This is a genomic window from Microbacterium mangrovi (assembly GCF_000802305.1).
In the GTDB taxonomy this organism is placed as follows: domain Bacteria; phylum Actinomycetota; class Actinomycetes; order Actinomycetales; family Microbacteriaceae; genus Microbacterium; species Microbacterium mangrovi.
This window is the reverse complement of record NZ_JTDK01000006.1, coordinates 930,347-956,966: the sequence shown is the minus strand read 5'-3', so window position 1 is coordinate 956,966 and position 26,620 is coordinate 930,347. Positions and strand designations below refer to the sequence as shown.

The 26,620-nt window shown below is 67.9% G+C and carries 28 protein-coding genes, 1 tRNA gene and 1 riboswitch; of the genes, 16 read left to right on the top strand and 13 right to left on the bottom strand.

The genetic code is table 11. From position 1 onward, the window contains the following. Nucleotides 1–6 precede the first annotated feature (6 nt). On the top strand, nucleotides 7–612 hold the full coding sequence (locus LK09_RS08355) for a GNAT family N-acetyltransferase (protein WP_039397802.1): 606 nt from the start codon (nucleotides 7–9) through the stop codon (nucleotides 610–612). Between the two features lie 4 nt (nucleotides 613–616). Here the strand turns inward: LK09_RS08355 and LK09_RS08350 are convergent, their stop codons facing one another. The 11 genes from LK09_RS08350 to LK09_RS08300 all read right to left on the bottom strand — a co-directional run bounded on the left by LK09_RS08350 (nucleotide 617) and on the right by LK09_RS08300 (nucleotide 10,171). After that, a complete protein-coding gene (locus tag LK09_RS08350; protein WP_039397800.1) occupies nucleotides 617–922 on the bottom strand; it encodes a protealysin inhibitor emfourin in 306 nt (101 codons plus the stop codon). Further along, nucleotides 919–1,968: a M4 family metallopeptidase gene (locus LK09_RS08345; protein WP_039397798.1), complete on the bottom strand. Its 1,050-nt coding sequence runs from the start codon at nucleotides 1,966–1,968 to the stop codon at nucleotides 919–921. Before LK09_RS08345 ends, LK09_RS08350 begins: the two co-directional genes overlap by 4 nt. Before the next feature lie 54 nt (nucleotides 1,969–2,022). Then, nucleotides 2,023–2,826 (bottom strand): ABC transporter ATP-binding protein, encoded by an 804-nt coding sequence (locus LK09_RS08340; RefSeq protein WP_039397796.1) that lies wholly within the window; start codon nucleotides 2,824–2,826, stop codon nucleotides 2,023–2,025. Then, a complete protein-coding gene (locus tag LK09_RS08335; RefSeq protein WP_039397794.1) occupies nucleotides 2,823–3,617 on the bottom strand; it encodes an ABC transporter ATP-binding protein in 795 nt (264 codons plus the stop codon). The genes LK09_RS08340 and LK09_RS08335 overlap by 4 nt, the downstream gene beginning before the upstream one ends. After that, nucleotides 3,614–4,513, bottom strand: coding sequence for an ABC transporter permease (locus LK09_RS08330; protein WP_039397792.1), 900 nt, complete (start codon nucleotides 4,511–4,513; stop codon nucleotides 3,614–3,616). Before LK09_RS08330 ends, LK09_RS08335 begins: the two co-directional genes overlap by 4 nt. Then, entirely contained in the window at nucleotides 4,510–5,460 is a 951-nt protein-coding gene (locus LK09_RS08325) for an ABC transporter permease (protein WP_039397790.1), read from the bottom strand. Before LK09_RS08325 ends, LK09_RS08330 begins: the two co-directional genes overlap by 4 nt. Next, nucleotides 5,457–6,968, bottom strand: a complete 1,512-nt coding sequence (locus LK09_RS08320) for an ABC transporter substrate-binding protein (RefSeq protein ID WP_039397788.1) — start codon at nucleotides 6,966–6,968, stop codon at nucleotides 5,457–5,459. The genes LK09_RS08325 and LK09_RS08320 overlap by 4 nt, the downstream gene beginning before the upstream one ends. A 171-nt stretch (nucleotides 6,969–7,139) precedes the next feature. After that, nucleotides 7,140–8,045, bottom strand: a complete 906-nt coding sequence (locus tag LK09_RS08315; protein ID WP_052226600.1) for an alpha/beta fold hydrolase — start codon at nucleotides 8,043–8,045, stop codon at nucleotides 7,140–7,142. Nucleotides 8,046–8,107: 62 nt separating this feature from the next. Continuing rightward, the gene (locus tag LK09_RS08310) at nucleotides 8,108–8,485 is read right to left on the bottom strand and encodes a hypothetical protein (RefSeq protein WP_039397784.1); all 378 of its coding nucleotides are present in this window, start codon (nucleotides 8,483–8,485) and stop codon (nucleotides 8,108–8,110) included. A 74-nt stretch (nucleotides 8,486–8,559) separates the two neighbouring features. Next, nucleotides 8,560–9,375 carry an arginase family protein gene (locus tag LK09_RS08305; protein ID WP_039397781.1) on the bottom strand — a complete coding sequence of 272 codons (816 nt, stop codon included), beginning with the start codon at nucleotides 9,373–9,375 and terminating at the stop codon, nucleotides 8,560–8,562. 10 nt (nucleotides 9,376–9,385) lie between these two features. Further along, the gene (locus LK09_RS08300) at nucleotides 9,386–10,171 is read right to left on the bottom strand and encodes a PspA/IM30 family protein (protein WP_039397779.1); all 786 of its coding nucleotides are present in this window, start codon (nucleotides 10,169–10,171) and stop codon (nucleotides 9,386–9,388) included. A gap of 181 nt (nucleotides 10,172–10,352) precedes the next feature. Between LK09_RS08300 and LK09_RS08295 the strand changes: the two genes are divergently transcribed. From LK09_RS08295 to LK09_RS08275, 6 genes are all read left to right on the top strand, one after another. Beyond that, entirely contained in the window at nucleotides 10,353–11,186 is an 834-nt protein-coding gene (locus LK09_RS08295) for a DUF3097 domain-containing protein (RefSeq protein WP_039397777.1), read from the top strand. Nucleotides 11,187–11,327: 141 nt separating this feature from the next. Continuing rightward, a complete protein-coding gene (trmB, locus tag LK09_RS08290) occupies nucleotides 11,328–12,080 on the top strand; it encodes a tRNA (guanosine(46)-N7)-methyltransferase TrmB (protein WP_052226543.1) in 753 nt (250 codons plus the stop codon). A 40-nt stretch (nucleotides 12,081–12,120) separates the two neighbouring features. Then, a riboswitch (guanidine-III (ykkC-III) riboswitch) is annotated at nucleotides 12,121–12,185 on the top strand. Nucleotides 12,186–12,195: 10 nt separating this feature from the next. Then, nucleotides 12,196–12,516 carry a DMT family transporter gene (locus LK09_RS08285; RefSeq protein WP_039397774.1) on the top strand — a complete coding sequence of 107 codons (321 nt, stop codon included), beginning with the start codon at nucleotides 12,196–12,198 and terminating at the stop codon, nucleotides 12,514–12,516. A 114-nt stretch (nucleotides 12,517–12,630) separates the two neighbouring features. Further along, complete coding sequence (locus tag LK09_RS21440) at nucleotides 12,631–12,777, top strand: hypothetical protein (RefSeq protein ID WP_156138686.1); 147 nt, start codon at nucleotides 12,631–12,633, stop codon at nucleotides 12,775–12,777. A 119-nt stretch (nucleotides 12,778–12,896) separates the two neighbouring features. Further along, a complete protein-coding gene (locus LK09_RS08280; protein ID WP_082008127.1) occupies nucleotides 12,897–14,489 on the top strand; it encodes an AMP-binding protein in 1,593 nt (530 codons plus the stop codon). A gap of 51 nt (nucleotides 14,490–14,540) precedes the next feature. Beyond that, nucleotides 14,541–14,613 (top strand) — tRNA-Arg (locus tag LK09_RS08275). A 260-nt stretch (nucleotides 14,614–14,873) separates the two neighbouring features. On the opposite strand, the gene LK09_RS21125 is transcribed toward LK09_RS08275, so the two are convergent. Both LK09_RS21125 and LK09_RS21120 read right to left on the bottom strand, forming a co-directional pair. Then, nucleotides 14,874–16,040, bottom strand: coding sequence for a site-specific integrase (locus LK09_RS21125; protein WP_082008126.1), 1,167 nt, complete (start codon nucleotides 16,038–16,040; stop codon nucleotides 14,874–14,876). Then, entirely contained in the window at nucleotides 16,033–16,659 is a 627-nt protein-coding gene (locus tag LK09_RS21120; RefSeq protein ID WP_156138685.1) for a hypothetical protein, read from the bottom strand. The genes LK09_RS21125 and LK09_RS21120 overlap by 8 nt, the downstream gene beginning before the upstream one ends. Before the next feature lie 115 nt (nucleotides 16,660–16,774). Here LK09_RS21120 and LK09_RS08260 point away from each other — a divergent pair, with 115 nt between their 5' ends. The 9 genes from LK09_RS08260 to LK09_RS08225 all read left to right on the top strand — a co-directional run bounded on the left by LK09_RS08260 (nucleotide 16,775) and on the right by LK09_RS08225 (nucleotide 26,570). Next, nucleotides 16,775–17,002 (top strand): helix-turn-helix transcriptional regulator, encoded by a 228-nt coding sequence (locus tag LK09_RS08260; RefSeq protein ID WP_052226540.1) that lies wholly within the window; start codon nucleotides 16,775–16,777, stop codon nucleotides 17,000–17,002. 3 nt (nucleotides 17,003–17,005) lie between these two features. After that, nucleotides 17,006–18,223, top strand: a complete 1,218-nt coding sequence (locus tag LK09_RS21435; protein WP_156138684.1) for a hypothetical protein — start codon at nucleotides 17,006–17,008, stop codon at nucleotides 18,221–18,223. A gap of 93 nt (nucleotides 18,224–18,316) precedes the next feature. Beyond that, nucleotides 18,317–18,595, top strand: a complete 279-nt coding sequence (locus LK09_RS08250) for a hypothetical protein (RefSeq protein ID WP_039397768.1) — start codon at nucleotides 18,317–18,319, stop codon at nucleotides 18,593–18,595. Nucleotides 18,596–18,793: 198 nt separating this feature from the next. Further along, complete coding sequence (locus LK09_RS08245; RefSeq protein WP_039397766.1) at nucleotides 18,794–19,087, top strand: hypothetical protein; 294 nt, start codon at nucleotides 18,794–18,796, stop codon at nucleotides 19,085–19,087. A 396-nt stretch (nucleotides 19,088–19,483) separates the two neighbouring features. Beyond that, nucleotides 19,484–19,759, top strand: coding sequence for a hypothetical protein (locus tag LK09_RS08240; RefSeq protein ID WP_039397764.1), 276 nt, complete (start codon nucleotides 19,484–19,486; stop codon nucleotides 19,757–19,759). Continuing rightward, the gene (locus LK09_RS08235) at nucleotides 19,752–20,621 is read left to right on the top strand and encodes a zeta toxin family protein (RefSeq protein ID WP_082008125.1); all 870 of its coding nucleotides are present in this window, start codon (nucleotides 19,752–19,754) and stop codon (nucleotides 20,619–20,621) included. The genes LK09_RS08240 and LK09_RS08235 overlap by 8 nt, the downstream gene beginning before the upstream one ends. A gap of 236 nt (nucleotides 20,622–20,857) precedes the next feature. Further along, a complete protein-coding gene (locus LK09_RS21115; protein WP_082008124.1) occupies nucleotides 20,858–21,919 on the top strand; it encodes a protein kinase domain-containing protein in 1,062 nt (353 codons plus the stop codon). A gap of 1,085 nt (nucleotides 21,920–23,004) precedes the next feature. Beyond that, entirely contained in the window at nucleotides 23,005–23,403 is a 399-nt protein-coding gene (locus LK09_RS22220) for a hypothetical protein (RefSeq protein WP_407939158.1), read from the top strand. 410 nt (nucleotides 23,404–23,813) lie between these two features. Then, nucleotides 23,814–26,570: an AAA family ATPase gene (locus LK09_RS08225; RefSeq protein ID WP_039397758.1), complete on the top strand. Its 2,757-nt coding sequence runs from the start codon at nucleotides 23,814–23,816 to the stop codon at nucleotides 26,568–26,570. Nucleotides 26,571–26,620 lie beyond the last annotated feature (50 nt).

Genomic DNA, 26,620 nt, shown 5'->3' with positions numbered 1-26,620 from the left:
GGGCGCATGCTTCCGGAGGAATACGAGAAGCGGCGTCGACTGCCGCGGCACCTGCAACCGGCGCCGGAGCCGGAGCGACCGTTCGGATACGTCATCCGCGACGCCGAAGAGGCCGACATCCCGGACATCCGCGCGATCTACAACTACTACGTCACCAACTCGGTCGTCACCTTCGACGAGAAGGAGTGGACGCTCGCGCAGTGGCGCGAGAAGTTCGCCTACCTCAAGAAGCAGCGGATGCCGTTCCTCGTCGCCGAGGGGCCGACGGGACAGATCCTCGGGTATGCGCTCGTGCAGCCGTGGTCGGGCAAGTCCGCGTACCGCTACACGGTCGAGAACTCGATCTACCTCGGTCAGGCTGCCACCGGCAAAGGGCTCGGGCGGGCGATGCTCGAATCGCTCATCGAGGCGTGCCGGGATGCCGGCATCCGCGAGATCCTCGCGGTCATCAGCGACAAGGGCGCCGAGGGGTCCATCGCCCTCCACGAGAAGTTCGGTTTCACCGAGGTCGGGCGGATGGGCAAGGTCGGCTTCAAATTCGGGCGCTGGCTGGGCGTGGTGAACATGCAGAAGAGCCTCAAGCCCACGCGCGGACGACGCGTCGCCCGCTGAGCACTCAGGGCGCGGCATCGGCCGCGGCCTGTACCTCCTCGACCAGCTTCTGCCAGGGCCCGGTCAGCGCATCCTCCGGCAACTCGACGCTGCGGTCGTCGGCCCGGCTCCAGGACACGCTGATCCGCCACACGAACCGGTCAGCGCCCGCACTGTGCGGCGGCGGCTGATCCCACGGGCAGTCGTCGATCAGCGCGATCCAGCGCGGCGCCGCGTCCCCGCCGGCCGCCGCCTCCCAGCGGCGCCGGATCCCGGCGAAACCGCCGGAACGGACGACCGTGACGACGACCGCCGGCTGCGCGTTCGTCATCCCTCGAGTACTCCCACCTGCTTCCACGCCGACCGCACCGCTTCGGTCTCGGCGGCGTCGGCTCCGTAGAGTCCGGTGGACGTCGTGATCGTCGCCTGCGCGAACGCGGCGAAGCCGGCTGAGGGTTCGAGGCTACCCCCGGTGAGGGTGTCGTACCAGATGCGTCCTGCCTTCTCCCACGCGTGGCCGCCGATCGCGCTGGCAGCGAGGTAGAACGCATGATTGGGGATGCCCGAATTGATGTGCACGCCGCCGTTGTCGTCGCCGGTGTGCACGTAGCCGCTCATGGTGGCCGGCTGCGGATCCTTGCCAAGGGCGGGATCGTCGTACGCGGTGCCGGGCGCCTTCATGGAGCGCAGCGCCACGCCGTGGATGCTTGGTGCGAACAGGCCCTCGCCGATCAGCCATGAGGCCTGATCGGCGGTCTGGCCGAGCGACCACTGCTCGGTGAGGACGCCGAACACGTCGGAGACGGACTCGTTGAGCGCACCCGACTGGCCCGAATAGTCGAGGCCGCCGCTGTCTTCGGTGACGCCGTGCGTGAGCTCGTGCGCGATGACCGTGAGGTTGCTCGTGAAACCGCGGAACACCTCGCCGTCGCCGTCGCCGAACACCATGCGCTCCCCGTTCCAGAAGGCGTTGTCGTAGCCGCGGCCGTAGTGGACCGTGGCATCCAGCGCGAGACCTTTGCCGTCGATCGAGTCGCGCCGGTAGGCCTCCCAGTAGAAGTTGAAGGTGGTGCCGAGACCGTCGAACGCCTCGTTGACGGCGGCGTCGGCCACCGGCGGGTCGTCTTCGCGTCGCACCGTGCGGCCCGGCAGGTTCTGGGCGTGACCGGCGTCGGCGATCGTGCGGTCGGGCGCCGGTTCGCTGGTGGCGACGAGGGTGTCGCCGTTCTCGACGGAGAGCTCCAGCTGCGTGCGGGATGCCGGTGCCCGATGCTCGCGCGGCGTCGCGAGGGTCTGCTGCGCGGCGCGCGACGCACGCGGCAGGTCGGTGGCGGCGATGTTCTCCAGCAGGTACGGCGGCACGATCTGGTTACTCATATCGGCACCCTACGTGAGGGCTCGGACACTCCTGTGCCGCAGCCCCGGCCCGGCTCAGATCGTGGGGATGGATGCCAGCAGGCGGCGCGTGTAGGCGACCTGCGGCTGCTGGAGCACCTTCTCGGTGGGGCCCTCCTCGGCGACCCGGCCGTCCTGCATGACGACGACCTCGTCGCACAGGTTCTGCACCACCCCGAGGTCGTGCGACACCATCACGATCGTGAGGCCGTCCCGCGTGCGCAGCGTCTGGAGCTCGGCGAGGATCTGCGCGCGGACCGTGACGTCGAGCGCGGAGAGGGGCTCGTCGCCGACGAGCACCTCGGGACGATGCACGAGCGCGCGGGCGAGGGCGATGCGCTGCCGCTGCCCGCCGGAGAACTCGTGCGGATACCGTTCGGCGGCATCCGCATCCAGCCCGACGTCCGCAAGCACCTCCCGGACGCGCTCGCGGCGGTCGGCGGTCCCCGGCGTGCCGTCGCCCGCCAGCCCGAGCGCCCACAGCGGCTCGCCGACGATCTGCGCCACCCGCTGGCGCGGATCCAGGGAGGCGTAGGGGTCCTGGAACACGATCCCGGTGCGTCGCCGCAGCCAGTGGAGCGCCCGCGCGCCGGCTCGTGCGTCGACGGGGCGGCCGTCGAACTCGACAGAGCCGGAGGTGGCGGAATCCAGCCCGAGGAGGATCCGCACGAGCGTGGACTTGCCCGACCCGGACTCGCCGATGATGCCCACCGACGACCCCGCGCGGACGTCGATGTCGACGTCCGCGAGCGCGGTGGTGAACGTGCGCGGCTGCCACACCCACGTGCGGGGCGCCGAGTAGGTGCGGTGGATGCCGCGGCCGCGCAGCAGGACACTCATCGTGCACCTCCGGCACCGGGGCGCCACAGCGTCGCAGTCGCATCGCGCAGCAGCGCCTGCGTCACGGGATGCGCGGGCGCGTCGAGCAGCCGGGAGACCGCGCCGGCCTCCACGACGCGGCCGTGCGCCAGCACGACGGCGTCGGTGGCGACCTGCGCGAGCACCGCGAGGTCATGGGTGATGAACACGAGGGACATGCCGTCTTCGGCGACGAGCCCCCGCAGCAGCTCGAGGATCTCGGCCTGGATCGTGACGTCGAGGGCCGTGGTCGGCTCGTCGGCGATCAGCAGCCGCGGCCGCGGGGCGAGTGCCATGGCGATCGCGGCGCGCTGCCGCTGCCCGCCGGAGAGCTGGTGCGGATACCGCCGAACGATGCGTTCGGGGTCGGGGAGGCGGACGCGGCGTGCCTCAGCGATCGCACGGGCGGCGGCATCCCTCCGCGACAGACCCCCGTGGATGCGCACCGACTCGGCGATCTGGCGTCCGATGGTGCGGATGGGGTTCAGGGCCGTGCGCGGGTCCTGGAACACGATGCCGAGGTCGTCGCCGCGGAGGCCGGCCAGCTCGCGGTCGGAGACGCCGATCAGCTCGCGGCCCTGCCAGCGGACCGAACCGGATGCCGTGGCGCCGTCGGGGAGCAGACCGAGGATCGCGAGCGCGGTCAGCGACTTGCCCGAGCCGGACTCGCCGATGAGGCCGACCCGGCCCGAATCGGGGACCTCGAACGAGACGCCGTCGACGACGCGGCGGCCGTCGATGTCGACGCACAGGTCCTGGACGACGAGGCTCACGACACCACCTCCGGCTGGTGGGTGCGCGCGCGGCGCGCACTGCCGCGGCGGCGCACGGACAGCGTCGGGTCGGTGGCCTCGCGCAGGGCGTCGCCGAGCAGGTTGAGTCCCAGCACGGTGAACATGATCGCCAGTCCCGGCCACACCGCCGACAGGGGGTGCACGGCCAGATACTGCTGCAGCTGCTGCAGCAGCTGCCCCCAGCTGGGCTGGGTCACCGGTGCCCCGAGGCCGAGGTACGACAGGCCGGCTTCGGCGAGCACCGCGACCGCCATGCCCCACGAGAGTTGCACGATGAACACCGGGAGGACGTTGGGCATCAGGTGCCGGCGCAGGTTCTGGGCGTTCGTGAGGCCCGACGCACGCCCGGCGATGACGAAGTCGGCGTGCAGCACGCGTCGCAGTTCGGGGCGGGCGACGCGGGCGATGCTGACGCCGAATCCGATGCCGACCGCCCACACCACGACCCACAGCGAGCCGCCCCACACCGCGGCGATCATCATCGCGATGATGAGCACGGGGAAGGCGATCAGGATGTCGACGAACACCGCGACCGATTCCCGCAGCCAGCGGGCGGTGAGGGCGCCGAGCACGGCGAGCGCCATGCCGATGACGGTGGCGATGAGCCCGGCCCCGACGGCGACGATCACCGTCGTGCGGGCGCCGGCCATGATCATCGACAGGATGTCGTGGCCGAGCGCGTCGGTTCCGAGCAGGTGCGGCCACGACGGGGGGAGCCACGCGGCCCCGATGTCGGTCTGCAGCGGCGGGAACGGCGTCCACACCAGCGACACGGCCGCGGTGATCACGACGACCGCGACGACGATCAGCCCGAACCGTCCGGTTCCGAGGCTCCACAGGCGCCGGAGGATGCCGGCGCGCGCGTGCGGGGTCATTCCGCCTCCCGGAGCCGCGGGTCGAGGATGCGGTGCACGAGATCGACGACGAACCCGATGAACAGCACGAAGCCGGTGAGCACGAGCAGTTCGCCCTGCACCTTGGGGAGGTCGCGGGCGGTCACGTCGGACACCAGCATCCGCCCGATGCCGGGCAGCGAGAACAGCTGCTCCACGATGACCGCGCCGACGATGATGCCGGCGACCTGCAGCCCCAGCACGGTGATGACTGACAGGCCGACGTTCGGCAGCCCGTGCCGCAGCAGCGCCTGCGTGCGGGTGAGTCCCTTGGCGGCGGCGGTGCGCACGTAGTCCTGGTCGGTCGCCTCCAGCGTCGCGCTGCGCACGAACCGCAGGAGCATGGCGCCCTCGACGACGCCGATGGTCACCGCCGGCAGGATCAGCGATTCGAGGGCGAGGCCGGGGGTGTCCCATCCGCTGCGCGGGAAGCCCTGTGCGGGGAGCCAGCCGAGCCACACCGCGAACACGACGACGAGCATCATGCCCGCCCAGACGACGGGCACGGCGGCGACGGTCTGCGCGCCGGCACTGAGCACGGTGCCGCTCGCGCGGCCGCGCCGCAGCGCCGAGATCACGCCGAATGGCAGGGCGACCAGCAGCGCGACCAGCATCGACAGGATGCCCAGCGGCACGGTGACCTGCGCCTTCTGGGCCAGCTCGTCGAGCACCGGGGTGCCCGTGATGAGCGAGCGCCCGAAGTCGCCGTGGAGGATGCCGCCCAGCCAGTCCAGGTACTGCACGACCAGGGGTCGCGACAGACCCAGCTGCTGTTCGAGCGCGGCGACCTGGGCGGGGGTCCCGTTCGTCCCCACGATCATCTGCGCGACGTTTCCGGGCAGCACCCGCAACGACAGGAAGATCAGCACGCTGGCCACGACCAGCCCCACCACCAGCAGGGCCAGCCGGGTCAGCGCGTACCGGATCACCCCTTGCTCTTGGCGATCTGAGCCAGGTTGATGCGCGAGTTCACGTTGTCGATCGGCATCCCCGTGACTCCGGGCGCGACCGCGACCGGCGGCGTCCAGTTGTACAGCCAGTCCGCGGCCATGTCTTCGGAGACGATCCGGGCGGCCTGCTTGAGGAGGTCGTTCGAGGCTGACTCGCTGGTGGACCGGATCGCCTGGGTGTACAGGCGCTGCACCTCGGGGTTGTCGTACGTGTAGTAGTAGTCCGGGTTGGCCCAGGTGTCGAAGTCGCGCGCCTCGACGTGGTCGACGATGCTGAGGTCGTAGTCCTTGTTCGTGTAGACCTGCGTGAGCCAGGTCGGGAAGTCGACCTGGTTGACCTTGAGGGTGACGCCGACGGCGTTGAAGTCGGACACGAGGATCTGCGGCAGGGTGGTGCCGTACACCGACGGGATCGTGAGCGTCAGCGTCATGTCCTTGGCGCCGGCCGCCTTCAGCAGTTCCTTCGCCTTGCTCGGGTTGTACGGTGCGACCGAGGAGAGGTCCTCGTAGCCGGGATCGAGTTCGGGGATCGGGCCGTACAGGGTCTTGCCGGCGCCGCCGACGGCCTTCACGATCGCGTCGTGGTTGATCGCGAGGCGCAGCGCCTCGCGCACCCGCTTGTCGGACAGGTACTTGTTGTGGCTGTTCATCGCGAGCACGTACTTGTCGGTCGCCTTGCCGTTGGTGACGGCGAAGCCGGACTTCTTCAACTGGTCGTTCAGGGTCGCGTCGAAGCCGGTGACGACGTCGAGCTCACCGGACTGGGCGGCGCTGATCGCGGCCTGATTCTCGGCGATGATGTCGAACGTGACATCCTTCACCTTCGCCTTGTCGCCCCAGTACTTGGCGTAGCGGTCGAGCGTGATGCTCGCGCCCTGGTTCCACGAGCCGAGGGTGAACGGGCCGGTGCCGTTCTCCTTCGTCTTGTAGTCGACCGTGTCGTCCTTCTTCAGGATCGTCCCGGCCCGACCGGTGAGACCGAACAGCAGATTGGCGTCGGGGGAGGACAGCACGACCGTGATCGTCTGGCCGGACGCGCTCACCGACTTCACCGCGGCCAGGTCGGTCGCATTCGCCCACGTCTGGTTCTTCTGATGCTGCTGCAACGACCACACGACATCCTGCGGCGTCAGCGCCTGCCCGTCGTGGAACGTGACGCCGGTGCGCAGATCGAAGGTGTACGTGAGGCCGTCCGGCGACACCGTCCAGGACTTCGCGAGCGCCGGCACGATCTTCTGATCGGTGGTCAGCGACACCAGCCCCTGGTACACGTTGTCGAGCAGGACCTGGTCGAGCGGCGCACCGGCGGTCTCGCGGATGTCGAGGTTGCTCGGCCCGAGGGCGAGCCGGATCGCGACGCTCGCGTTCGGGTCGGGCCGGCCCGTGGAGGATGCCCCGCCCGAGCCGGTGCAGGCGGTGAGGGCGAGGGCGGACGCGGCGACCAGGGCGGCGGCCGTGACGACGAGGCGGCGGGGACGGCGGGACATTCGTGGGATCCTTTCGCGGGCTCGCGTCGCGACGCGCATCGGGGACTGCGCGCGACGATGCGTGTCGATCACCCAGCCTAGGGTCGGAACGACGCGCGCAGGCGGCGATCGTCCCGTTCTGCAACACAATCGTGAGAGATGCGTTTCGTCTCGGTCGCTGCGCTCCCTCGCTCAACGACCGGGGGCGAGGGCAAGGGTGCGGAGGCGCTCGCCGAGTGCGACGGGGAGCTGCTCCTGCACGTTGTGCGTGCTGGCGACGGTCTCGACGGATGCGGCGGGCAGGTGATCTCCGAAGTCGTCGGCGTCGTCCTCGGTGACGAATCCGCGGTCGCCGCGGATCAGCAGCACCGGGACGGTCACAGCGGCGAGGTCATCCCATCCGGAGGCGGCGAGCACGTCGCGCACGGCATCCTGCTCGGCCATCGCGGAGGCCGCCGCGGCGGGGTCGCCGGCGAGTCGGTTGGCGACGTGGGCGAAGTGGTGCTTCCACTCCACCCGGCCGTCGTCGCGCATCCGCGAGTTCAGGAACACACCGCGCGTGGCCGCCTCCCGGCTGCCGCCGAGACCGAAGCTCAGCGCCCGGTCGACCAGTTCGTCACGGCTCGCCCAGTCGGTCGGGCCGGCGAAGAACGCGGCGATCGACTGGGCGTCTCCGGCCGGGTCGATGCCGGGGGTGATGTCGATGACGACGAGTTCCCGGACGAGGTCGGGGCGGGATGCCGCCACCTTCGCGGCGGTCAGTCCGCCCAGCGAATGCCCGACGAGCACCTGGGGCCGGTCGGTCCACGTCTCGAGGGCGGTGATCACGTCCGGCGCGAGGGTCGGGGCGACGTACGCGGCATCCTCCCGCCACGACGAGTCGCCGTGTCCGGGCAGGTCGATCGCGAGGGCGGGGACCCCGGCCGCGAGGAGCGTCGTGTCCCACGTGTGGGCGTTGAGCCCGGCGCCGTGCAGCAGGGTCACGACCGGCGGACCGTCGCCGAAGCGCAGCGCGCTGAGCGTGCGGCCGTCGGCCAGGGTCAGATTCACCCGCGCGGTGCGGGGAAGCGGGGTGCGGATGCCGGCATCCTGCGCCATCGCGGGCAGGAACGAGAACTCGTCGAAATCGTCGGTCACGCGTCTATTCTGGCCCGCGTCCGTCAGAGGTAGTTCCCGTCCTCGAGGCCGGCCTCGATCTCGAACCTGTTGCGCATCGGATCACGACCGGCGAGGGCGTACAGCAGCGGGAAGAGCGCGCCGTAACGGCGCCACTGCCGCACGTGCACGGCCTCATGCCGCAGCACCGCCGCGGTCACCGGCTCGTCGCCGGTCAGGTAGCAGCGGCCCACGCACACCCCGCCGCGGCGGAACGTCGTCCGGGGCATCCCGCGGAACACGAACAGGTCGCCGTGCCGCTCGACGCGACCGGTGCTCCAGAGGAACCCCCACACGGCGCCGACCGCCGTGCCGTACCAGGAACCGACCCGGCTGATGGGCGAATCGAGGAGGAAGCCGGGGATGAACCGGTCGGGGTTCACGCGACGGTGCCTTTGCGTCCGTTCACGCGACGGCGCCTTTGCGTCCGTTCACGCGACGGTGCCTCGGCGTCCGTTCACGCGACGGCGCCGACGAGCCGCAGGATCGCGCCCATGTCGTCGACCGCGGAATCGGGGGAGGCCGGGGCGAATCCGGCGATCGAGGCACCGACGAGCGGGACGCGTTCGCGCAGCGCCCGGATCGCGGCGGCGAGTTCGACGGTGCGGGCGCCGAACGGCGCGGCCATGTTGACCCCGGTGATCTCCGCCGGATCGAGCACATCGAGGTCGATGTGCACATAGACGGCGTCGGCACCGGTCGCGGCGACTGCGTCGGCGAGCGAATCGGCGGCGGCGAGGTCTTCGGCGAACACGAGGCGGATGCCGGCGGACTCGACGAACTCCTCCTCGCCCTGGTCGAGGTCGCGCGCACCCACGAGCACGGCCCGTGTGACGTCGACAGCGGCACCGCGCAGCGACGGCTCGCCCTCGCCGAGCACCGCGCGCAGTGCCATCCCGCCGAATGCGCCGGACGGCGACGACTCGGGGACGTTCAGGTCGCCGTGCGCGTCGCACCAGACCACGGCGAGCGTGGGATGCTGCGCGAGCGCGTGCTCGATCGCCGGCACCGCGACCCCGCAGTCGCCGCCGATCACGACGGCATGGTCGGTGCCGGACTGCAGAGTCTCGGTCAGGAGAGCGCGTACCCGCTGCAGCGCACTGGCGCGCAGAACGCCGGTGTCGAGGGACTCACCAGCCTCGAGCGGCACCTCGATGCGCGTCGTGGTGCTGCGCGGCAGGTCGCCCGCGATCGTGTTCGCGCCGTCGATGAGCAGCATCCCGCGGGCGGAGGGGGAACCCTGCCACTGGGGGACGATGACGAACCGCGTCACCGGGATGCCCTCACTCGCCCGGAGTGTAAGGGGCGGTGGGGGCGTCGATGGCGGGCTGCGACGCGGCCGGTTTCACGGCGGGCTGCTGGCCCGCCTTGAGCGCGGCCAGGCGCATCTCGACCTCGCTGAGTTCGCCGATGTCGTCGAGCGCGTTGAACTGCGCGTCGAGGCTGGATGCCGCGAGCTCCTGCTTGCCGGCGGCGAGGGCCTCCTGGCGACGGATCTTGTCTTCGAACCGGCCGAGTTCGCTGGTGGGGTCGAGGATGTCGACCGACTTGACGGCATCGGCGACCTTGTTCTGGGCCTCGGCGACCTTCTGCCGAGCGACGAGCTCGGCGGCCTTGGACTTCAGCTGCTCGAGCTTGGTCTTCATGCCGTTGAGGCCGTCCTTGAGCTGCTGGACGACCTGGTTCTGCGCGGCGATCTGGGGTTCGACGGACTTCGCCTCGTTCTCGAACTGGATCTGACGCTGCAGGGCGATCTTGGCGAGGTTGTCGAACTTGTCGGCCTCGGGAGTGTTCCCGGTGCCGCGCAGCTGGTCGGCGCGGCGGCTCGCGACGAGCGCCTTGTTGCCCCAGTCGGCGGCGGCGGTCTGGTCTTCGGCGTGGTCGCGCTCCATGAGGCGCAGGTTGCCGATCGTCTCGGCGATGGCGGCCTCCGCCTCCGCGATGTTGTTGGTGTAGTCGCGGATGAGCTGATCCAGCATCTTCTGCGGGTCTTCTGCACTGTCCAGCATCGCGTTCACATTGGCCTTGACCAGTGCTGAGATGCGTCCGAAAATCGACTGTTTCGCCATGGGTCGAGTCTAGGTCGGGGCGCCGACAACGGATAGGTGCGGACGGATGCCGGGGTGTCTCGCGCCGTCGAGCCAGGTTCGCGCCGCCGAGGAAGGGCTGCTGCGCCTCGGTCTCGTCGCGGCGGCCCTGCCTCGCGGTCGCCGCGGGATCGGTGCCGTAGCCTCATCGTCTGGAGGTGGCATGGACGACAGGTACGGCACCGACGTGCTGGCCGCAGGCTGGCGCGAACGGTCGCAGAAGCAGGTGGCGCGCGTGGAGGCATCCCGCGATCTCGTGGTCGAGGTCGCCGAGGACGGCTACTGCGGCGCGGTCGTGGGGCTGTCGCAGGGCCTCGTCGAACTCGAGGACCGCTTCGGCAAGAAGCGGCTCTTCCCCCTCGGACCGGGCTTCCTCGTCGACGGACAGCCGGCCGTGCTCGTCGCGCCGACGCCCAAGGCCGCGCGCGGCCCGGTGCGCACCGCGTCGGGGTCGTTCGCCGCACCCGACTCCCGTGCCCGGGTCGCCCGTCCCAGCCGCATCCTCGTGGAGGGCCGCCACGACGCGGAGCTGGTCGAGAAGGTGTGGGGCGCGGACCTCCGCGCCGAGGGGGTCGTGGTCGAGTACCTGCAGGGCGTGGACCTGCTGGATGCCACGCTCCGCGACGATCCGCCCAGTGCGGAGCGCCGCTACGGCGTGCTCGTCGACCACCTCGTGCCCGGCTCGAAGGAGGCGCGCATCGCGCAGGCCGTCGAGCGCGGACCGCACGGCGCGCACGTGCGGATCGTCGGTCACCCGTTCGTGGACGTCTGGCAGTGCGTGAAGCCGTCGACGCTCGGGATCGAGAAGTGGCCCGAGATCCCGCGCTCCGTCGAATGGAAGGTCGGCGTCTGCCGGGCGTTCGGGTGGCCGGCCGAAGACCAGGCGGACATCGCGCGGGCCTGGCAGCGCATCCTCGGCCGCGTGCGCACCTACCGCGACCTCGAGCCGTCGCTGCTCGGCCGCGTGGAGGAACTCATCGACTTCGTCACCCAGTGACACCGGTTCACGCGCCCTGAGCCTGTCGAAGCGCCCTGAGCTTGGCGAAGGGCCCTGAGCTTGTCGAAGGGCAATACCACTCGGGGGTGTTGCCCTTCGACAGGCTCAGGGCGCAAGGGCAAGAACTCGTAGGCTTGGGGGATGCCCGAAACCCCTGATGCACCGGTGACCGGAGACGTGCCCGCGCCGCGAACGTACCGTGACAAGCCCGTCTCATTCGTGCGGCGCAGCGGCCGGATGTCGGACGCGCAGGAACGCGCGTGGGCCGACCTCGCACCCGCGTACCTGCTCGACGTGCCGCGCGGCATCCCGGGCACCAGCGTCGCCGAGGGATCCCACATCGATCCCGCGCAGGTGTGGGGACGCGCCGCGCCGCTCGTCGTCGAGATCGGGTCGGGTCAGGGCCACGCGATCGTGCACGCCGCGGCATCCCGCCCCGACGTCGACTTCCTCGCCGTCGAGGTGTTCAAGGCGGGGCTCGCGCGCACCATGAAGGATGCCGCCGCGGCCGGCATCCACAACCTGCGCCTCGCCGAGGCGAACGCGCCGGAGGTGCTGCAGCATCTGCTGCCGGAAGGCTCCGTCACCGAGCTGTGGGTTTTCTTCCCGGATCCGTGGCACAAGGCCAAGCACAACAAGCGACGCCTGATCGCCCCGGAGTTCGCCGGGATCGCCGCGGCCGCCCTCGCACCCGGCGGCGTGCTGCGCCTCGCCACCGACTGGGAGGACTACGCGCTGCAGATGCGGGAGGTGATGGATGCCGCGGCGCCCTTCGAACGCGACTTCGCCGGCGACTGGGCCGACCGCTTCGACGGGCGCGTGATGACGGCGTTCGAACGCAAGGGCATCGCCAAGGGCCGCGACATCCGCGACCTCACCTACCGCCTGCGCTGATCTGCCCAGGGGGTGATCAGGCACACCCGGTATCGTGGGAACCGGATCCGCAACAGGGTCCCCGGACGACGGATCAGTACCCGGTGAGCGACAAGACTGGCCATGGAGCAGTCACATGTCATGGGTCATCCTCATCGTCTCCGGCGTCCTCGAAGCGGTCTGGGCGACCGCGCTCGGCAAGACCGAGGGCTTCACGAAACTCTGGCCGACCGTCGTGTTCGGCGTGGGGCTGGTGGCATCCATGGGCGGCCTCGCCTTCGCGATGCGCGACATCCCCACCGGCACCGCCTACGCGGTCTGGGTCGGCATCGGCGCGGCGCTCACCGTCGGCTACGCGATGCTCACCGGCGCCGAGCCGTTCTCGATCGTGCGGATGCTGCTCATCCTCGGCCTCGTCGGCTGCGTCGTGGGCCTGAAACTCGTCGGCGACCACTGACGCCGGTTCCGCGGACGGGACGCCTCGGGGGAGTACCCTGAGCATGTATCTTTCGCGGGCTCGTCACGCTCTTCCCCGTCAGAGCAGGTGCTCGCGATCGACTGGGGAGTCGACATGGAACCGAAGATCTTCAACCACCTGAGCGATCAGGACGACGACGTGCTCGACCACGCCCGGGCGATGCCCCTGGTGCACGGCGATCAGGCCGCGGCGCACCTGCCCGCCGAGAGCCCGGCCGGAGACCGCGAACCCGCGAAGTGACCCGCTAGCCGCGGAGCCGCCGCGAGCGTACTATTGCGCTGTCTCGGGTCAGGCTCACCGCTGGGGAGTGGAACGTCGACCCGGGTTCTACCGCTCGCGTGTGTCCTGGGGAGGCCATCGTGTTCACGAGTCAGTATCCGAAGCTCGAGATTCCGGATGTCGGTGTTTCGGCATTCCTGTTCGACACGCTCGAAGTGGGGGATCTCGACCGCGTCGCGGTGATCGACCCCCGCACGGGCACCGAGACCACGTACGGGCAGCTGCGTGCCCAGGTGAACGCGCTCGCCGGCGCGCTCGCCGCCCGCGGCGTCGGGGTCGGCACGGTCATGGCGCTGCTGTGCCCGAACATCCCGGCGTACATCACCGCGATCCAGGGGATGCTGCGCGCCGGCGCCACGGTCACGACGGTGAACACCCTGTACGGGCCGGACGAGATCGAGGCGCAGCTGATCGACTCGCAGGCGACCTGGATGGTGACGATCTCACCGCTGCTGCCGCAGTGCGCGGCCGCCGCCGCGCGCGTCGGGATCCCGGGCGACCGAATCGTCGTGATCGACGGCGCGCCAGGGCATCCCGATCTGCGAGGCATGATCGCGGAGGGGCGCGGAGCACCCGAGGTGCATTTCGATCCGGCGACGCATGTCGCGCTGATGCCGTACTCGTCGGGCACCACCGGGTTCCCGAAGGGCGTCCTGATGAGCGACCGCAACATCGTGGCCAACACGGAGCAGACGCGGATCGTGCTCGGACCGACCACCGACGACCGCGTCCACGCGGTGATGCCGTTCTTCCACGTGTACGGGCTCATCGCGCTGATGACGATGGCGCTTCGCGGGCGAGCGGCGATCGTGCCGATGGCGCGGTTCGACTTCGTCGAGTTCCTGAGCGACCTGCAGCGGCACCGATGCACCGTGGTGGTGGTCGCCCCGCCGATCGTGGTCGGACTGGCGAAGCATCCGGCCGTGGAGCAGTTCGACCTCTCCTCGGTGACGGTGGTGTACTCCGGCGCGGCGCCGCTCGATGCGGCGACCGCCGAACGGGCGTCGGCGCGCGTCGGTGCGCCGCTGCTGCAGGGGTTCGGGATGAGCGAGCTGAGTGCAGTGGCGTCGGCGATTCCCCGCACGCGCGGGGACCTGCCCGCGAATGCGGTCGGGTTCCTGCTGCCGTCGGAGACCTGCCGGATCGTCGACACGGCCACCGGTGCGGAGATCACGGAGTTCGGCGACGACGGCTGGACCGCACCGGGGGAGCTGTGGGTCGCCGGCCCCAACGTCATGCTCGGCTACCTCGGCAACCCGGAGGCGACGGCGGCCACCGTGGATGCCGACGGCTTCCTGCACACGGGCGACGTCGCCCGGGTGCACCGCGACGGATACCTGGCGATCGTGGAGCGGGTGAAAGAGCTCATCAAGTACCACGGGCACCAGGTCGCGCCGGCCGAGCTGGAGGCGATCCTCCTCGGCCACCCCCAGATCGCGGATGCCGCCGTGATCGGCGTGCAGGATGCCGAGGGCGAGGAGTTCCCCAAGGCGTTCGTCGTGCTCGCGCCGGGAGCCCAGCTGGATGCCGACGACGTCATGGCGTACGTCGCCGAGCGCGTCGAGCCGCACAAGAAGGTGCGGGAGGTCGAGTTCATCGACGTCGTGCCGAAGTCCGCGGCGGGCAAGATCCTGCGCAAGGACCTCCGGCAGCGGGAGGCGGCGTCGGCGTGAGGGTGGAGGTGTTCGGAGGCGTGCCCGGCGACTGGTAGGCTCGTCCGGTACGCCTCCGTAGCTCAGGGGATAGAGCGTTGGTTTCCGGTACCAAAGGTCGCAGGTTCGATTCCTGTCGGGGGCACAGAAAGAAATCCCAGGTGATGCCTGGGATTTCTTGCGTTTGGGTAGCATGCGGAGCGAGCTGAAACGGACGTTCGCCCACAATTTGCCCACATCTGAAACGAAACCTGTGCTCGTGAGAGCGCGCGAGACCACCCGTACGCGATCCAGCGCCCGCAGCTCGACAGGTTCGCCGTGCGTCCTCTCGTATCGCGATCGACGCAGCGCTCAGACCAACGATGAGCGCGCGACAGGCGGGTGGATGTGCGTGGTCAGTCGACCTCACGCGTCCGGACGGGTCACATCGGTGCTTCGTTCCGTCTCCGCGGCTGTTGCCAGAGTGATTGCTCGATCGAGTGCCGATGAGACGGAGTCGAGGTCGTCCGCGAAGAGGTCGGCGTAGACATCGAGCGTCATGGTCGCGGACGCGTGACCGAGCATCCGCTGCACTGCCTTGACGTTGGCGCCGGCCGAGATGGCGAGCGATGCCGCGGTGTGTCGCAGGTCGTGTGGTGTCACGGTGGGGAAGATTCGGTCTGCGGGAATGACGGTTCCATCCGTATCCATGTAGCCGGTATGGATTCGCGCCAGCGCGGGGCGCAGGATCCGGTTACGGAAGTTGCCGTTTCGCAGGACGGATCCGTCGGGGGAGTGGAACACAAGATCGTTCGGGCCACGGCCACGCACCTGCGTTTCGATCATCGGCGCGAGGAAGTTCGGGTATGGCACGGAGCGGCGTGCATGTGTCTTCGGAGTTCCGAAAACGAGCTTGCCGCCGGGCTCGGTCACGGACCGCGCGACTTCGACACGTTGGCGCGAAACGTTGATGTCACGAACCCGCAGTGCGGCCGCCTCACCCCATCTCAGGCCGGTGTAGGCCAGAAACATGATGAGGCCCCCGTAGGGTGTGCATTCATCGGCCAGACGGCGCACTTGAGAGTGGGTCAGGTACCCACGTTCGGTATGCACTCGTCGTGGCAGCGTCACGCCAGCCGACGGGCTCCGCACGATCCGGTTGTCGCGGACGGCGTAATTGAATACGAGCGCCAGGACAGCGAACACGTTCCGCACAGTCTGCGGCGCTCGGTCTGCGGCCAGTTCGCCGACCCATGATTGGATCTCGCCATGGCGCACAGAGGTGAGTTGTTTGTCGCCCCACCGAGGAAGTATGTGTTTGTCGAGCAGATGCCGGTAGCCGGCACGAGTCGTCGGCTTCAACTGCACCTGTCCGCTGTACCACTCCTCGGCAACTTCACGGACCGTGACGCGGGACCGTGCCGGGTCGATGAAGTCACCCCGCGACTTTGAGACGTCGACGCTGGCGAGGAACTCCTCCGCATCCCGCTTCGTGCGGAATCCTCGACGTTCGACCTGTCGGTGATCCGGGGTGCGGTAACGGGCGCGGTAGCGTCGGCCGTTCGCGGTCTTGTAGGGCTCGACGCTACCCACGGGGAGGTCGGCCGGCGGCGTACCCCAATCCTTCGAGACGGCCCGCGTTGCGGGCAAGATGAATCCAGTGGGCAGCCGTTCGGGGCGCCACGTTGAGCTCGCGTTCGATGGCCTTTGCCGGCGGCTGACCAGTCAGCGCTGCAACGCCGTAAACCAGCTGCACAGCGTCCAGTCGGGCCTCGCGCGCTTCGCTCCGCGCCGGTTCGGGCAGGTTGCGACTCTCCGATGTCGCGACGAGCGAGTCAGCGAGCCACTTCGGGAGCAGCCGCCCCTCGGATGCTGCTACTTCCGCCGCAGTGATTGCACCATCGCCCTCGTCGCCGAGGGTGAACGTAACGCAGTGGGGCGACGCGGCCTGCACGACTTCGGCGAGACGGACCTGCCGGAGTTCTGTGCCTGTGACTTCTGCTCCTGTGAGGGAGCGGACGGTGGCCTGCCGAATGACGTAGCGGCCTTCTGCTTGGTCGTATTCGACATCGAGGGTGTTGCCGAGGCCGGTCTGGTCGTCTTCAGCGTCCACCGTGAATCGGGGGACGATGCGCAACGCGGCTCCGATGGGGTGGGTGGCATCCTGCCAACTCACGGGGTTTCCGTCGGGGGTACGCACGTCGATCTTCACCTCCTCAGTCTGCCTCTCGCGTCACGCTTACGCCATTGCTCTTGCTTGACAAAGTAAAACACAGCGAGTAGACCGATGTCAAAGGGTGACGAAGTAACGCACATGGAGGTGCAGGATGGACACCGACATCGAAACCCAGCTGGCGCACCGGTACCTGACGCCGGACGAGCTGGCGGAAGCGCTGCCGACGCTGAGCAAGGCAAAGCTCGCGTACTGGCGGCACGGAGGCGTCGGGCCTCGGTACCGGAAGGTCGGAAAGTCCGTGTTGTACGTGCTCGATGAGGTCATCGAGTGGCTCGAGAGCACGGCGCGACACGGTACCGGCCCGGGGCAGGAGGGCTGACTGATGCTGCGTCCGTTGGTGGGTGGTGATCCGATGCCGGCTTCCTCGGGTCTCGGCACGTCATCCACCAGCGGGCGCCGCGCGTCCACCTCGGAGGGTCGCCGTAGCGACTCGCCCGGGAGCGCGGCGGACCGAGAGGGCTCGGGTCAGGACGCGGCCGATCGATTCTTCCGCCGCTTCCGGAGCGCGAAGGAGCTCACGCAGCTTGAGGGGGAGCGCGGCGACCTGCGAGAGCCAGGTGACCCAGGCGAGACCGAACCCCAGGCGTCTGACAGAGAACGAACACCCGCGCGACTGTTCGATGCCTGGACTGAGGACTGTCGGCGGGCTCGTGCTGCGGATGCGTTCAACCGCTGTGAGATCACTGCCCACGAAGCCGCCGCGCGTAGTCGCGCCCGGGAAGCGACACGGCAGAAGCACCTCCAGGAGGGCAGGGACAGAGATGCGCGGCGCCGCGCAGATCTGGCTCGTGTCGCTAAGTGGCAGGCGGATAACCCAGAGCGCGCCCGCGCGACGAAGGAGCGCTGGGTCCAGAACAACCTTGAGAAGCGTCGCAAGGCGAGCCGCGACTACTACCACCGCAACAAGGAGAAGATCCTCGCGAAGGCGAAGGAGCGCCATCTGACAGACCCGTCGGTGCAGCAGAAGCGGCAGCAGAAGTACCGGCAGGCGCATCCAGACCGGATCGCCGCGACAAGCGCCGCATGGCGCGCCAAGCCGGAAAACAAGGCACGGCACCGGGAAGCCACCCAGCGGTGGGAGGCCCGTGAACGGCGTCGTCGCGAAGTTGGGCTGCCGCCTCGACGCATCCACCGCCGCACGCCTGACGACAGGCGGACCGATGCGGGGAGTGCGGACGAGTTCTTCGCGCGTGACTGGTCACATGTGAGGATTCCCGACGGCCCCCAGCATCGACTTGATCCGACGCCGCCCGCGCTGCTGGATGCATGGGAGTCCGAGTCCGCGCGTGCTCGGCTTCGACACCGCCTCCGCGACGACCCCGAGTTCCGCGAACGCGTCGAGCGGCACCGTAATGCGTTGCAGGACCGCATCCACGCCGAGCAACGTCGCGCAGCTCATCGAGATCGCGTCGACGCCATCGCCCGCGCGGTGAACGACCGGCTCCGCATCGCCGGCCCGCGCCGACGCTCGCCGACCGCCGATCTCGCCGCTCCGAACCAACCCCAACCCGCCCCATCCTCGTCAGGACTGGGACGATGATCCGCCAAATATCCGGCCACATCCGATGGATGACATTCATGATGGACACAACACCATGGATGGCAGCGCCGGCCCGACCCTCAGAAGGTACGCATGAAGCTCGACAGGTCCGAGATCGAAGCGACCATCATGCGCGTCGCGTACGCGTCATTCACCTACTACCCGGCCAAGGCGAGCGACGTCCCCGGCTGGGTGCTCGTCGACGACATCGACTGGTGCATGGAACCCCTCGCCAACCTCTCGACCGGGCTGCAAATCGGGTTCCGCGACCGCATCCGGTTGCTGATCATCGATCCCGAACAGGACAAGCACCTGTTCATCCGCGACCTCTACACCCTCGAGTCGGCCGAATCCAAAGACCGCAGCGAGTAGTAGCTCGCTGGCCGCGACTCACGTCGCGATCGCGTCGGCAAGCGGGTCTTTCGGCTACGAGAGGATACGCGTCCGTGCCCGCCCGTCAAGGGCGCTTCGCGTCGCTGCGCGATGCGGCATCCGCCGCACCCCGGACAGCCGTGCACGGTCGCGTGCATCGGCAGGTGCCGAAAGGCGCGAGCAGGGAAGGAACCCATCATGGACACCATCGATATCACGCCCACACCGGTCGAGCTGGCCGCGATCGCGCAGCGAATCATCACGGCCGCGTACGGGCTCGAGTGCCACGAACTGACCAAGTACCAGGTGATCTGGGCGTGGACCGCAGCGGAGCACGCCGCGGAACGCATCGGAACCCCGATCCAGGATCTGCCGGCACGACTCGGGTGCGAGCTGCTGCGCATGTACCTCAACCGCGCGCACACCATCCCCGACCGGCCCATCACGGCGGAGACCACCTACAACGAGCTCAATCAGCGCATCGCCGGGTAACGCGATGTCCAACGCCGAGACGCCCCGGATCGTGCAGGATGCGGACGACGCGTACGAATCGATCCGGGCCATCAACCACGCCACCATCGCGCCCGACGGCGGTATCCCTGCACCGGCCGTCTACCAAGTGCTCGGGAACCTGAAGACCGCCGTTGGCTACGGGCTCGCGCAGGCACTCGAACAGCTCGCCCGCGCTCTCGGCCAATCGCTCGCTGGCTACGTGTTAGAAGAAGAAGACGGTTCTGACGCCGCGCGTGCGAGACGCACGGAGGGGTGGGGGCAGGTCGACCGGACCCCAGGCTGCCATCGCCCGACATGTAGCGGCCGCGGAACGCCGCCGGCGAGGAGACTTGGGCCGGCCTTAGACTGCACCGAGAGTCGATTTCGGAGGCAGGCATGGCGGACGATGCGCGAGTGCAGTCCGCCTGGCGCCCCGACGACATCGTCGCGTACGAGGAGATGCGCGATCTCGCCGTCGAAACCCAGACGCTGCTGATCGACAGAGCGCGACGGGGAGGCCAGGATGCCGAGGACTCTCGTGCCGAGGCAAGCAATCTGCGGCACGAGACGCTGGCCGTAGATGGCTTTGACCGCAGCGCGATCGACGAGCAAACTCGCCGAATTGCACAACGCTTGATCGAACTTCGCGCAGAGGTCTATCCCGATGACTGATGCCACGCCCACCATCTTTGACGACGAGGTCCGTCCATTTCTGTTTGACGATGTCGCAAGCGGCCTCGCGCGACCCGAATTCACTATCCTGCTTGGGCAGATGGGGGCAGGCAAGTCACGCGCGGTAGCTCAACTACGCGAGACGCAGGCGGGACGGGCACTGGTATTACGATCGGAAGACCTTGCGCCGTTCACCGCGGGCCCGGAGGCAGCGACGCAGATCCGAAAATGGATGGCTGCGGCTCTCGCCCACGCGAAGAAGCAACGAGTTTCTGTCGTCATAGAGGACTCTTTCCGGTCCGCGGCCGATGTGCTCTCCGCGCTCGATACCTTTGCGAAGGACGGCTACAAGGCACGTGTTGTGGCCGTGGCTGTATCGAGAGCGGAGAGCCTGCTCGCTGCGTACTCGAGGGAGTCACGCCGCAATCCCGATCAGGCGGTTGCGGATCATTCCCTGGTGCGTAGCGTCGAAACGGACATGGCTGTCATGGACATGGTCCTGACGGGATTGAGTGAGGACACCGACATCGTTCTGATCTCCGCCGACGGACGTGATTATCGAGTGAACTCCGTACGAGAAGCGGTCCTCGGAACGCGCCGCATCCGCGACGCTCCCCTCTCCAGCCGGCGGGCGGCGGCCTGGATCAGCGAGCTTCGGCGTCTCACCGGTGACGGACGCTCGCGCTCAGCTGCGCTGATGGAGCTGCACCGGGTTGCTCTCGCGGACGTCATCCCTCACCTTCCTCTCCCCGCGAACTCCGCAGCTCGGGCGCAACTTGAGGCCCGCCTTCGCCGTGGCATGAGCGAACTCGAGCGCTCCGAACCGTTGGCGTACCCAGAGGTGCCGCGGCCGACGCGCTGACGTCGCGATCGCATCCTTAGTGAGAGGTCCCAGCCGCGGTTCGTCTATCCAACCAATGTAGCGGCGCTCGCATCGGCGACGTGGATAGACTGCTGAGGAGTGAGTGGCGCGCGGCGTGATACGAGGACGTGCTTTACGGCCCGAGCTCTTTGATGTCTACGAACGCGTCGCCTGTCGAATCGGCGGCGAGCTGGTGTATGGCGGTGGATATGCGGTACTGGGGATAAGGATTGCATATGGATTCAAATGCGAATGCGGCGTTGCACCTTGAAGGGCAGACGCTGCCGAATGGGTGGCTCGTCGGGCCACTTCGCGTGCCCGACGCCGAGGCGACAGGCGGCATCTTTAGCGTGTCATATCCGGTGCGTAAGGCGGATGGGTCGCAAGGATTTCTGAAGGTCCTGAATCTGGCTTATGCGTTCGCATCATTCAATGTAGTGGACGCACTCAAAGACCTCACCACTCAGTTCGCGGCCGAACGAGATCTATGTATCATGTGTGGCGAGAGGCGTCTTGCGAACGTTGTCGTCGCAATTGACCACGGAGAAATTCAGCTTCCTGGATACGTCATCGGGTCCGTGTCCTATATTGTATTCGAACTCGCTACCCACGATGTGAGGCATGCGCTCGCACTCGCGGACAAGGTTGATGACGTCATCAAGCTGGAATACCTGCACAGCATGGCTCTGGGCCTGCGACAATTGCATTCAATTCGAGTTTCCCATCAGGATCTGAAGCCGTCGAACTTTCTCGTCTTTCCGGAACTACCCAATGGGCGTGCGACGGGCAAGCTCGGAGACCTTGGAAGAGCCTTTCGTGCGGACGCTCCGAGTGCTCTCGACCTACTCCCACGACCGGGCGATGGAAACTATGCGCCGCCCGAGCAGCAGTACGAACACGTTTATCCCGACGAGAGAACTCGCAGATACGCTGCTGACCTCTATCAGTTGGGTAGTCTCGCAGCATTCATGTTCACCGGCAGGACGATCAATACGTGGCTCACTGAGAAGCTGGACCCGGCCCATCACTGGAGTCAATGGGGTGACGACTATGAAGCGGTCCTACCCTATCTCAATGACGCTTACGGTGCGGTACTTGACGAGATCGAGTCCTCGCGCTCGGGCGCATTTGCGCACGAGTTGCGAGAAATGATCGGCTACTTGTGTGAGCCCGATGCGACGCGCCGGGGCCATCCAGTAGCCCGCCGCCAGAAGCACGGGAACCCCTTCGCGCTCGACCGTGTAATTACTGCCATTGATCTGTCCAGCCGCCGACTCAGCAGGGGAATCGGCGCATGAGCACGAACTCTCTCAGCGAAGAACGACAGGTCGTACCACGCTGGCGATCCTTTCAGCGATCAACGCGAGGGAAGGGTCTTCAGTCTCTGCGCAGGCCCGCCGACAGGCCCCCGCCCGACATCAGCGCCCTCCGGACTGAGGCCGACCGCAGTGACAACGAGTGGGTCATCGCAGATTACCTCGGCGCGCTGATCTCGTCAGGCCGGTCCACCATCGAGCGGCAGAGCGTCGCTGAGCGTTTAGTTGCCATTACGCGGGACCCGGTTCTTAGGGACTGGGCGAGGAGCGTCGCACAGGACGAGAGTCGCAGCGGAGCGGGATCGACCGCACCATTCGTTCAGGATGCGAAGCAGCGAGCCCAGACCGCGATACCTCGGCTACGCCGACGACTTATTGATCGGCCGCGTGATGCTGTTGCACGCGTCGACCTGGCGCTGGCTCACCTGCTTCTCGGAAACCACCAGCAGGCTCGACGTCAAATGTTTGGGGCACTCCAGCTGGGACCTACCAACCGGTTCGTTGTGCGCGGAGCCGCAACGCTATTTGCAACTCTCGACGAGCCAGATCTCGGCTACTGGGCGCTTACGTCCGAGAATCTCCACCGTCACGACCCGTGGGTGATGGCATCCTCCCTGGCCCTCGCTGGACTCGCGGACCGTCGTGCGGACGTTCGGTCTGCTCGAGAACTCCTCGCTCTCGGTGGATTCTCACCGGCCGACACCTCGGAACTCACAAGTGAGCTTGGCACGCTCGAAGTACTTTCTGGCAAGCGCACGCGAGCGCGTCAGCTCTTTTCGGACTCGCTGGAGGTGCCCAACGACAACACTCTCGCGCAAGCCACCTGGGCATCAGATGAACTCGACCTTGACCTCGGCCTCGACCGCAGCTCCTTGCAGGGCGCCTACGAGGCACAGGTCCGCGCCCATGTCAGGAGCGGTGCATGGGAGGAAGGATTCAATGCCGGGATTCTGTGGCAGACGGACCAGTCCTTCTCGCAGGCTGCCGCGCTGACGACGTCGTTTATCGCCGCTGTCGGACTCGAGGACTATGAGGCCGCGCTCCGCGTCACAGAGGTTGGTCTGCGTGTGAATCCCGGCGATGGTGCGCTGCGAAACAACGCAGCGTTCGCGGCTGCGCAGCTTGGACGGCTGGATGAAGCAGAGCAATACTTGGCCGGGATCGGTTTGCTCGACAATCCCGATGAGGCTCACACCGTTGAGGCTACGCGAGGTCTTATTGCGTTCCGCCGGGGCGATGTCGAGGCTGGGCGTCGTCTGTACGGACGAGCCCGCGATGGATTCGTAGAGTCGAAGTCAGCGCAGCAAGCCGTGATGGCGGTCTTGCACTGGGCTTTGGAGGAGGTTCGCATTAGCCCTCAGAGTCTGCTTGCATTGCTCGAACCGGCGAGAGAGTCTGTGCAGCGATACCCCTCGGCCGAAGGAACTTTGTTGCTGCAGCGGCTTGAGTCGAGGCGACCGGCTTAGTCCAGTGCAGAGCCAGCTGTCCGCGCGGTTAGGAAATCTTGGATCCCAAGATCCTGCTGTGCTCGGCGTTATCTCCCGATCTGAGCACCGCAGGGGCTCGTCATACGTCGGCGCACGTCCGTGACCGACGCTCAGCGGGAGTGGCCGCGAGGTTGCGCACAGCTGTGCTACCCGCGCTGGACCGACCCTCCGATGGAACCGGAGGGTCGGGCGTGGACGAAGTGCATGCACTTCCGACGCACGGAATATACCCAGCGCTATTTGACGAGGGACGGTAGATGATTCGGACCGCTCGCGGGGCACACACCGGACCCGTCGAGGCGTGAGTCAGAGACTGATGCACGCAGGCACTTTGAGTGACACGCGCGTAACCGTGACGGAATTACGCCGTGCCGCGATAGCCTCGGGAGATGCGCGGGGGACTGGAGCGCTGGAAGCGCGGGCTCGGGTCGCACGGGGTCCGTCAGGCCCTCGGCTATGCGTTCGACGGCACCTGCGACTCCCACCTCGATCGGCCTTCGGGCGTTGACGGGCTCGCGAGTTACAGCGGCGACGGCGACGTCGTCCGGTACACGGTCAGCGACGGGTCCATCCAGGCGGACAGACTCGACCCGGTCACGCTCGAGGCATGGCTGAACGGCGACGACCCAGAGACCGGAGAGCACCGAGGTCGGCACCTCGACTCGCCCGATGCCGATCTGGTGTTGGACGGGACGATCAATGCTCCCAAGTCGTTCAGCCTGGCCGTGTTGATCGACGAGGATCTGGCATCTGAATTCGAGGCGCTGCAGGACCGTCTTCGTACCCGCATCATCCTCACCTGGCAGCGGCAGCTGAATGCGCGCCGCGGTGCCGGCGGACGGATCCGCGAGGCCCTGCACCGGGTCGAGGTTGTCGAGTTGCAGCACCGTCGGTCCCGGGCGTTGGATCCGCACATCCACCGCCACTTGTGGCTGAACGTCAAGGTCCAGGGACAGGACGGGCAGTGGTCGAACGTGGACTCCCGGGTCGCGATGAAACTGCACACCGTGATCAACGCCGAAGGCGAGCTCGCCGCCCGTACCGACCCGGAATGGATCACCGCGCTCTCCCGCCACGGCTACACCCTGAACGAGGACGGGGAAATCGCGCAGCTCGCGCACCTGGTACGGCCGCTCTCGCGCCGGTCGACCCAGATCGAAGCGAACAAGGCCACCCATTTGGCGAGATGGCGGGCCGGACATCCCGGTCAGGAACCCAGCCATGATGTGCTGAACCGGATCGACCGGTGGGCGTGGGCCGCCGACCGACCCAACAAACCGCACGACCTCGACGAGACATCCTGGGAGGACCTCACCCGGGATGAGCTCTTGGCCCTCGACCCGACTGTGCTGCAGCCCCGGGCCGTGATCGAGTCCGCGCGGGTTCCGGTTGCGGACTTGGATCGGGACTTGCTGGCGGCGCGTGCTGTGGTGGACGCCGATCAGCGGTCGACCGGGACGGGCGGTCGGTTCAGCCGGTACGACATCCTCGCCGGGGCGATGCGTGCGGTCGCCGCGTCCGGAGCATCCGAAGACCGGGCGATGCTGCAGGAGGTCATCAACGATGTCGCCGCCCGCGCGCTCCTGGACACGGTCGATGTCCTGCACGACGAGAAGGATGTGCCGGCCCACATCAAGCACCTCATGTCCGCGCGCACGGCGGCGTTGAAACTCGACCTCGCGACCCGGTTCGACGAGCTGAACCGGCCCGGCGTGGACATCCCTCCCGACGCGATCCAGCGACTGTCGGCGGAGGTCCTCGAGAACGTCAAGTTGGATCAGGGCCAGGCGGATGCCGCGGCGGTGATCGGCGGCACGCATCGTCTGGTCACCGTCGTTGGCCCGGCCGGCAGCGGGAAGACGACGATGCTGCGCGTCGCGCATGCAGCTCTGGCCCGGCAGCAGCGACGCATGGTCGTGGTCGCGCCCACGAAGAAAGCCGCGACCGTCGCGCAACGAGAGATCGGGGCCGAAGCATCCAGCCTGCATGCTCTCCTGGTCGATCACGGCTGGCGATACGGCACCGATGCCGCCGGCAACGAGGTCTGGACACGACTCCACCCGGGCGACATCGACCAGGCCACAGGGATCACCTACAACGGCCCGACCCGGTACCCGCTCGCACCCGGCGACCGGATCGTCGTCGACGAAAGCGGAATGGTGGACCTGAACACCGCGAACGCGCTCGCTCAGGTCGCAGCCGACACGGGCGCAGGACTCGCAATGGTCGGGGACGACCTGCAGGCAAGGCCTGTCGGGCACTCCGGCGCGATGGCGTGCATGGCACGCCGCTCCGGAGCCGTCGTCGAACTGTCGGACGTACACCGGTTCCACGATCCGGAGTATGCCGCCCTCACCCTCCGCATGCGGCAACCCGCCGGCGTGGAAGAGGCCGCCGCGGTCGCGACCGAACTCGCACGCACGGGGCACGTCCGGCGTGTGGACAGCGAGGATGCCGCAATGGAGGCGATGGTCGACGCCTACTTCGAGCACGCCGGAGCGGGTCGCCGGGTCGCACTCGTGACAGCGACAAACGCGGAGGCGGACGCGGTCAGCGAAGCGATCCAGCACAAACGTCTGGAGCTCGGTCAGCTTCGGCAGGATCGTGTCGCGCTAGGTCTAGGGGACCAGCGGATCCTCGTCGGCGACATCGTGCAAACCAGGCGCAACGACCGCGCCTCCGGGGTGGAGAATCGCGCGACCTGGACCGTCGCCCGGATCAATGCGACATCGGTTCTCCTGGCCTCCACCAGGGACAGCGGGGACGTGCGAACTGTGACGCGCGACTACGTCTGCGAGCACGTCCATCTCGCCTACGCGTCCACCGTCCACGGCATCCAGGGGGAAACAACCAACTTCGCGGCAGTCGGACCCGGAGTCGATGCAGCCGGGCTCTACGTGGGCATGACGCGCGGACGCGACGAGAACGAAGTCATTGTCGTGGCGCGGTCAGAACGTGAGGCCCGAGCGGAGATCGCAAAGTGCCTACTCCGCGGAAGCATCGAGGCCACTATCGACGACTCCACACAAATGGCCAAAGCTGAGCTGCGGCGGGCCGCACGGGAGTCGTCAAATGACAATGAGGCATTGGCACGGAATGCGGCTGCAATGACCAGACGCGGGTCGTTCATCGGCGGAATTGGGTAGCGCGGTCGATAAAAGGGTCGGTCCCCGGTTGCCCTTTCATGCCTCTTTCA

Excerpts from the sequence above, each read along its gene's own strand:
- LK09_RS08240 (WP_039397764.1), top strand. The coding sequence starts at position 19,484 with ATGGCGGACGATGCGCGAGTGCAGTCCGCCTGGCGCCCCGACGACATC.
- LK09_RS08340 (WP_039397796.1), bottom strand. The coding sequence starts at position 2,826 with ATGAGTGTCCTGCTGCGCGGCCGCGGCATCCACCGCACCTACTCGGCG.
- LK09_RS08350 (WP_039397800.1), bottom strand. The coding sequence starts at position 922 with ATGACGAACGCGCAGCCGGCGGTCGTCGTCACGGTCGTCCGTTCCGGC.
- LK09_RS08355 (WP_039397802.1), top strand. The coding sequence starts at position 7 with ATGCTTCCGGAGGAATACGAGAAGCGGCGTCGACTGCCGCGGCACCTG.
- LK09_RS08250 (WP_039397768.1), top strand. The coding sequence starts at position 18,317 with ATGAAGCTCGACAGGTCCGAGATCGAAGCGACCATCATGCGCGTCGCG.
- LK09_RS08345 (WP_039397798.1), bottom strand. The coding sequence starts at position 1,968 with ATGAGTAACCAGATCGTGCCGCCGTACCTGCTGGAGAACATCGCCGCC.
- LK09_RS08285 (WP_039397774.1), top strand. The coding sequence starts at position 12,196 with ATGTCATGGGTCATCCTCATCGTCTCCGGCGTCCTCGAAGCGGTCTGG.
- LK09_RS08300 (WP_039397779.1), bottom strand. The coding sequence starts at position 10,171 with ATGGCGAAACAGTCGATTTTCGGACGCATCTCAGCACTGGTCAAGGCC.
- LK09_RS21115 (WP_082008124.1), top strand. The coding sequence starts at position 20,858 with ATGGATTCAAATGCGAATGCGGCGTTGCACCTTGAAGGGCAGACGCTG.
- LK09_RS08315 (WP_052226600.1), bottom strand. The coding sequence starts at position 8,045 with ATGGCGCAGGATGCCGGCATCCGCACCCCGCTTCCCCGCACCGCGCGG.
- LK09_RS08245 (WP_039397766.1), top strand. The coding sequence starts at position 18,794 with ATGGACACCATCGATATCACGCCCACACCGGTCGAGCTGGCCGCGATC.
- LK09_RS08295 (WP_039397777.1), top strand. The coding sequence starts at position 10,353 with ATGGACGACAGGTACGGCACCGACGTGCTGGCCGCAGGCTGGCGCGAA.
- trmB (WP_052226543.1), top strand. The coding sequence starts at position 11,328 with ATGCCCGAAACCCCTGATGCACCGGTGACCGGAGACGTGCCCGCGCCG.
- LK09_RS21440 (WP_156138686.1), top strand. The coding sequence starts at position 12,631 with ATGGAACCGAAGATCTTCAACCACCTGAGCGATCAGGACGACGACGTG.
- LK09_RS21435 (WP_156138684.1), top strand. The coding sequence starts at position 17,006 with ATGCTGCGTCCGTTGGTGGGTGGTGATCCGATGCCGGCTTCCTCGGGT.
- LK09_RS08235 (WP_082008125.1), top strand. The coding sequence starts at position 19,752 with ATGACTGATGCCACGCCCACCATCTTTGACGACGAGGTCCGTCCATTT.
- LK09_RS08225 (WP_039397758.1), top strand. The coding sequence starts at position 23,814 with ATGCGCGGGGGACTGGAGCGCTGGAAGCGCGGGCTCGGGTCGCACGGG.
- LK09_RS08320 (WP_039397788.1), bottom strand. The coding sequence starts at position 6,968 with ATGTCCCGCCGTCCCCGCCGCCTCGTCGTCACGGCCGCCGCCCTGGTC.
- LK09_RS08260 (WP_052226540.1), top strand. The coding sequence starts at position 16,775 with ATGGACACCGACATCGAAACCCAGCTGGCGCACCGGTACCTGACGCCG.
- LK09_RS08330 (WP_039397792.1), bottom strand. The coding sequence starts at position 4,513 with ATGACCCCGCACGCGCGCGCCGGCATCCTCCGGCGCCTGTGGAGCCTC.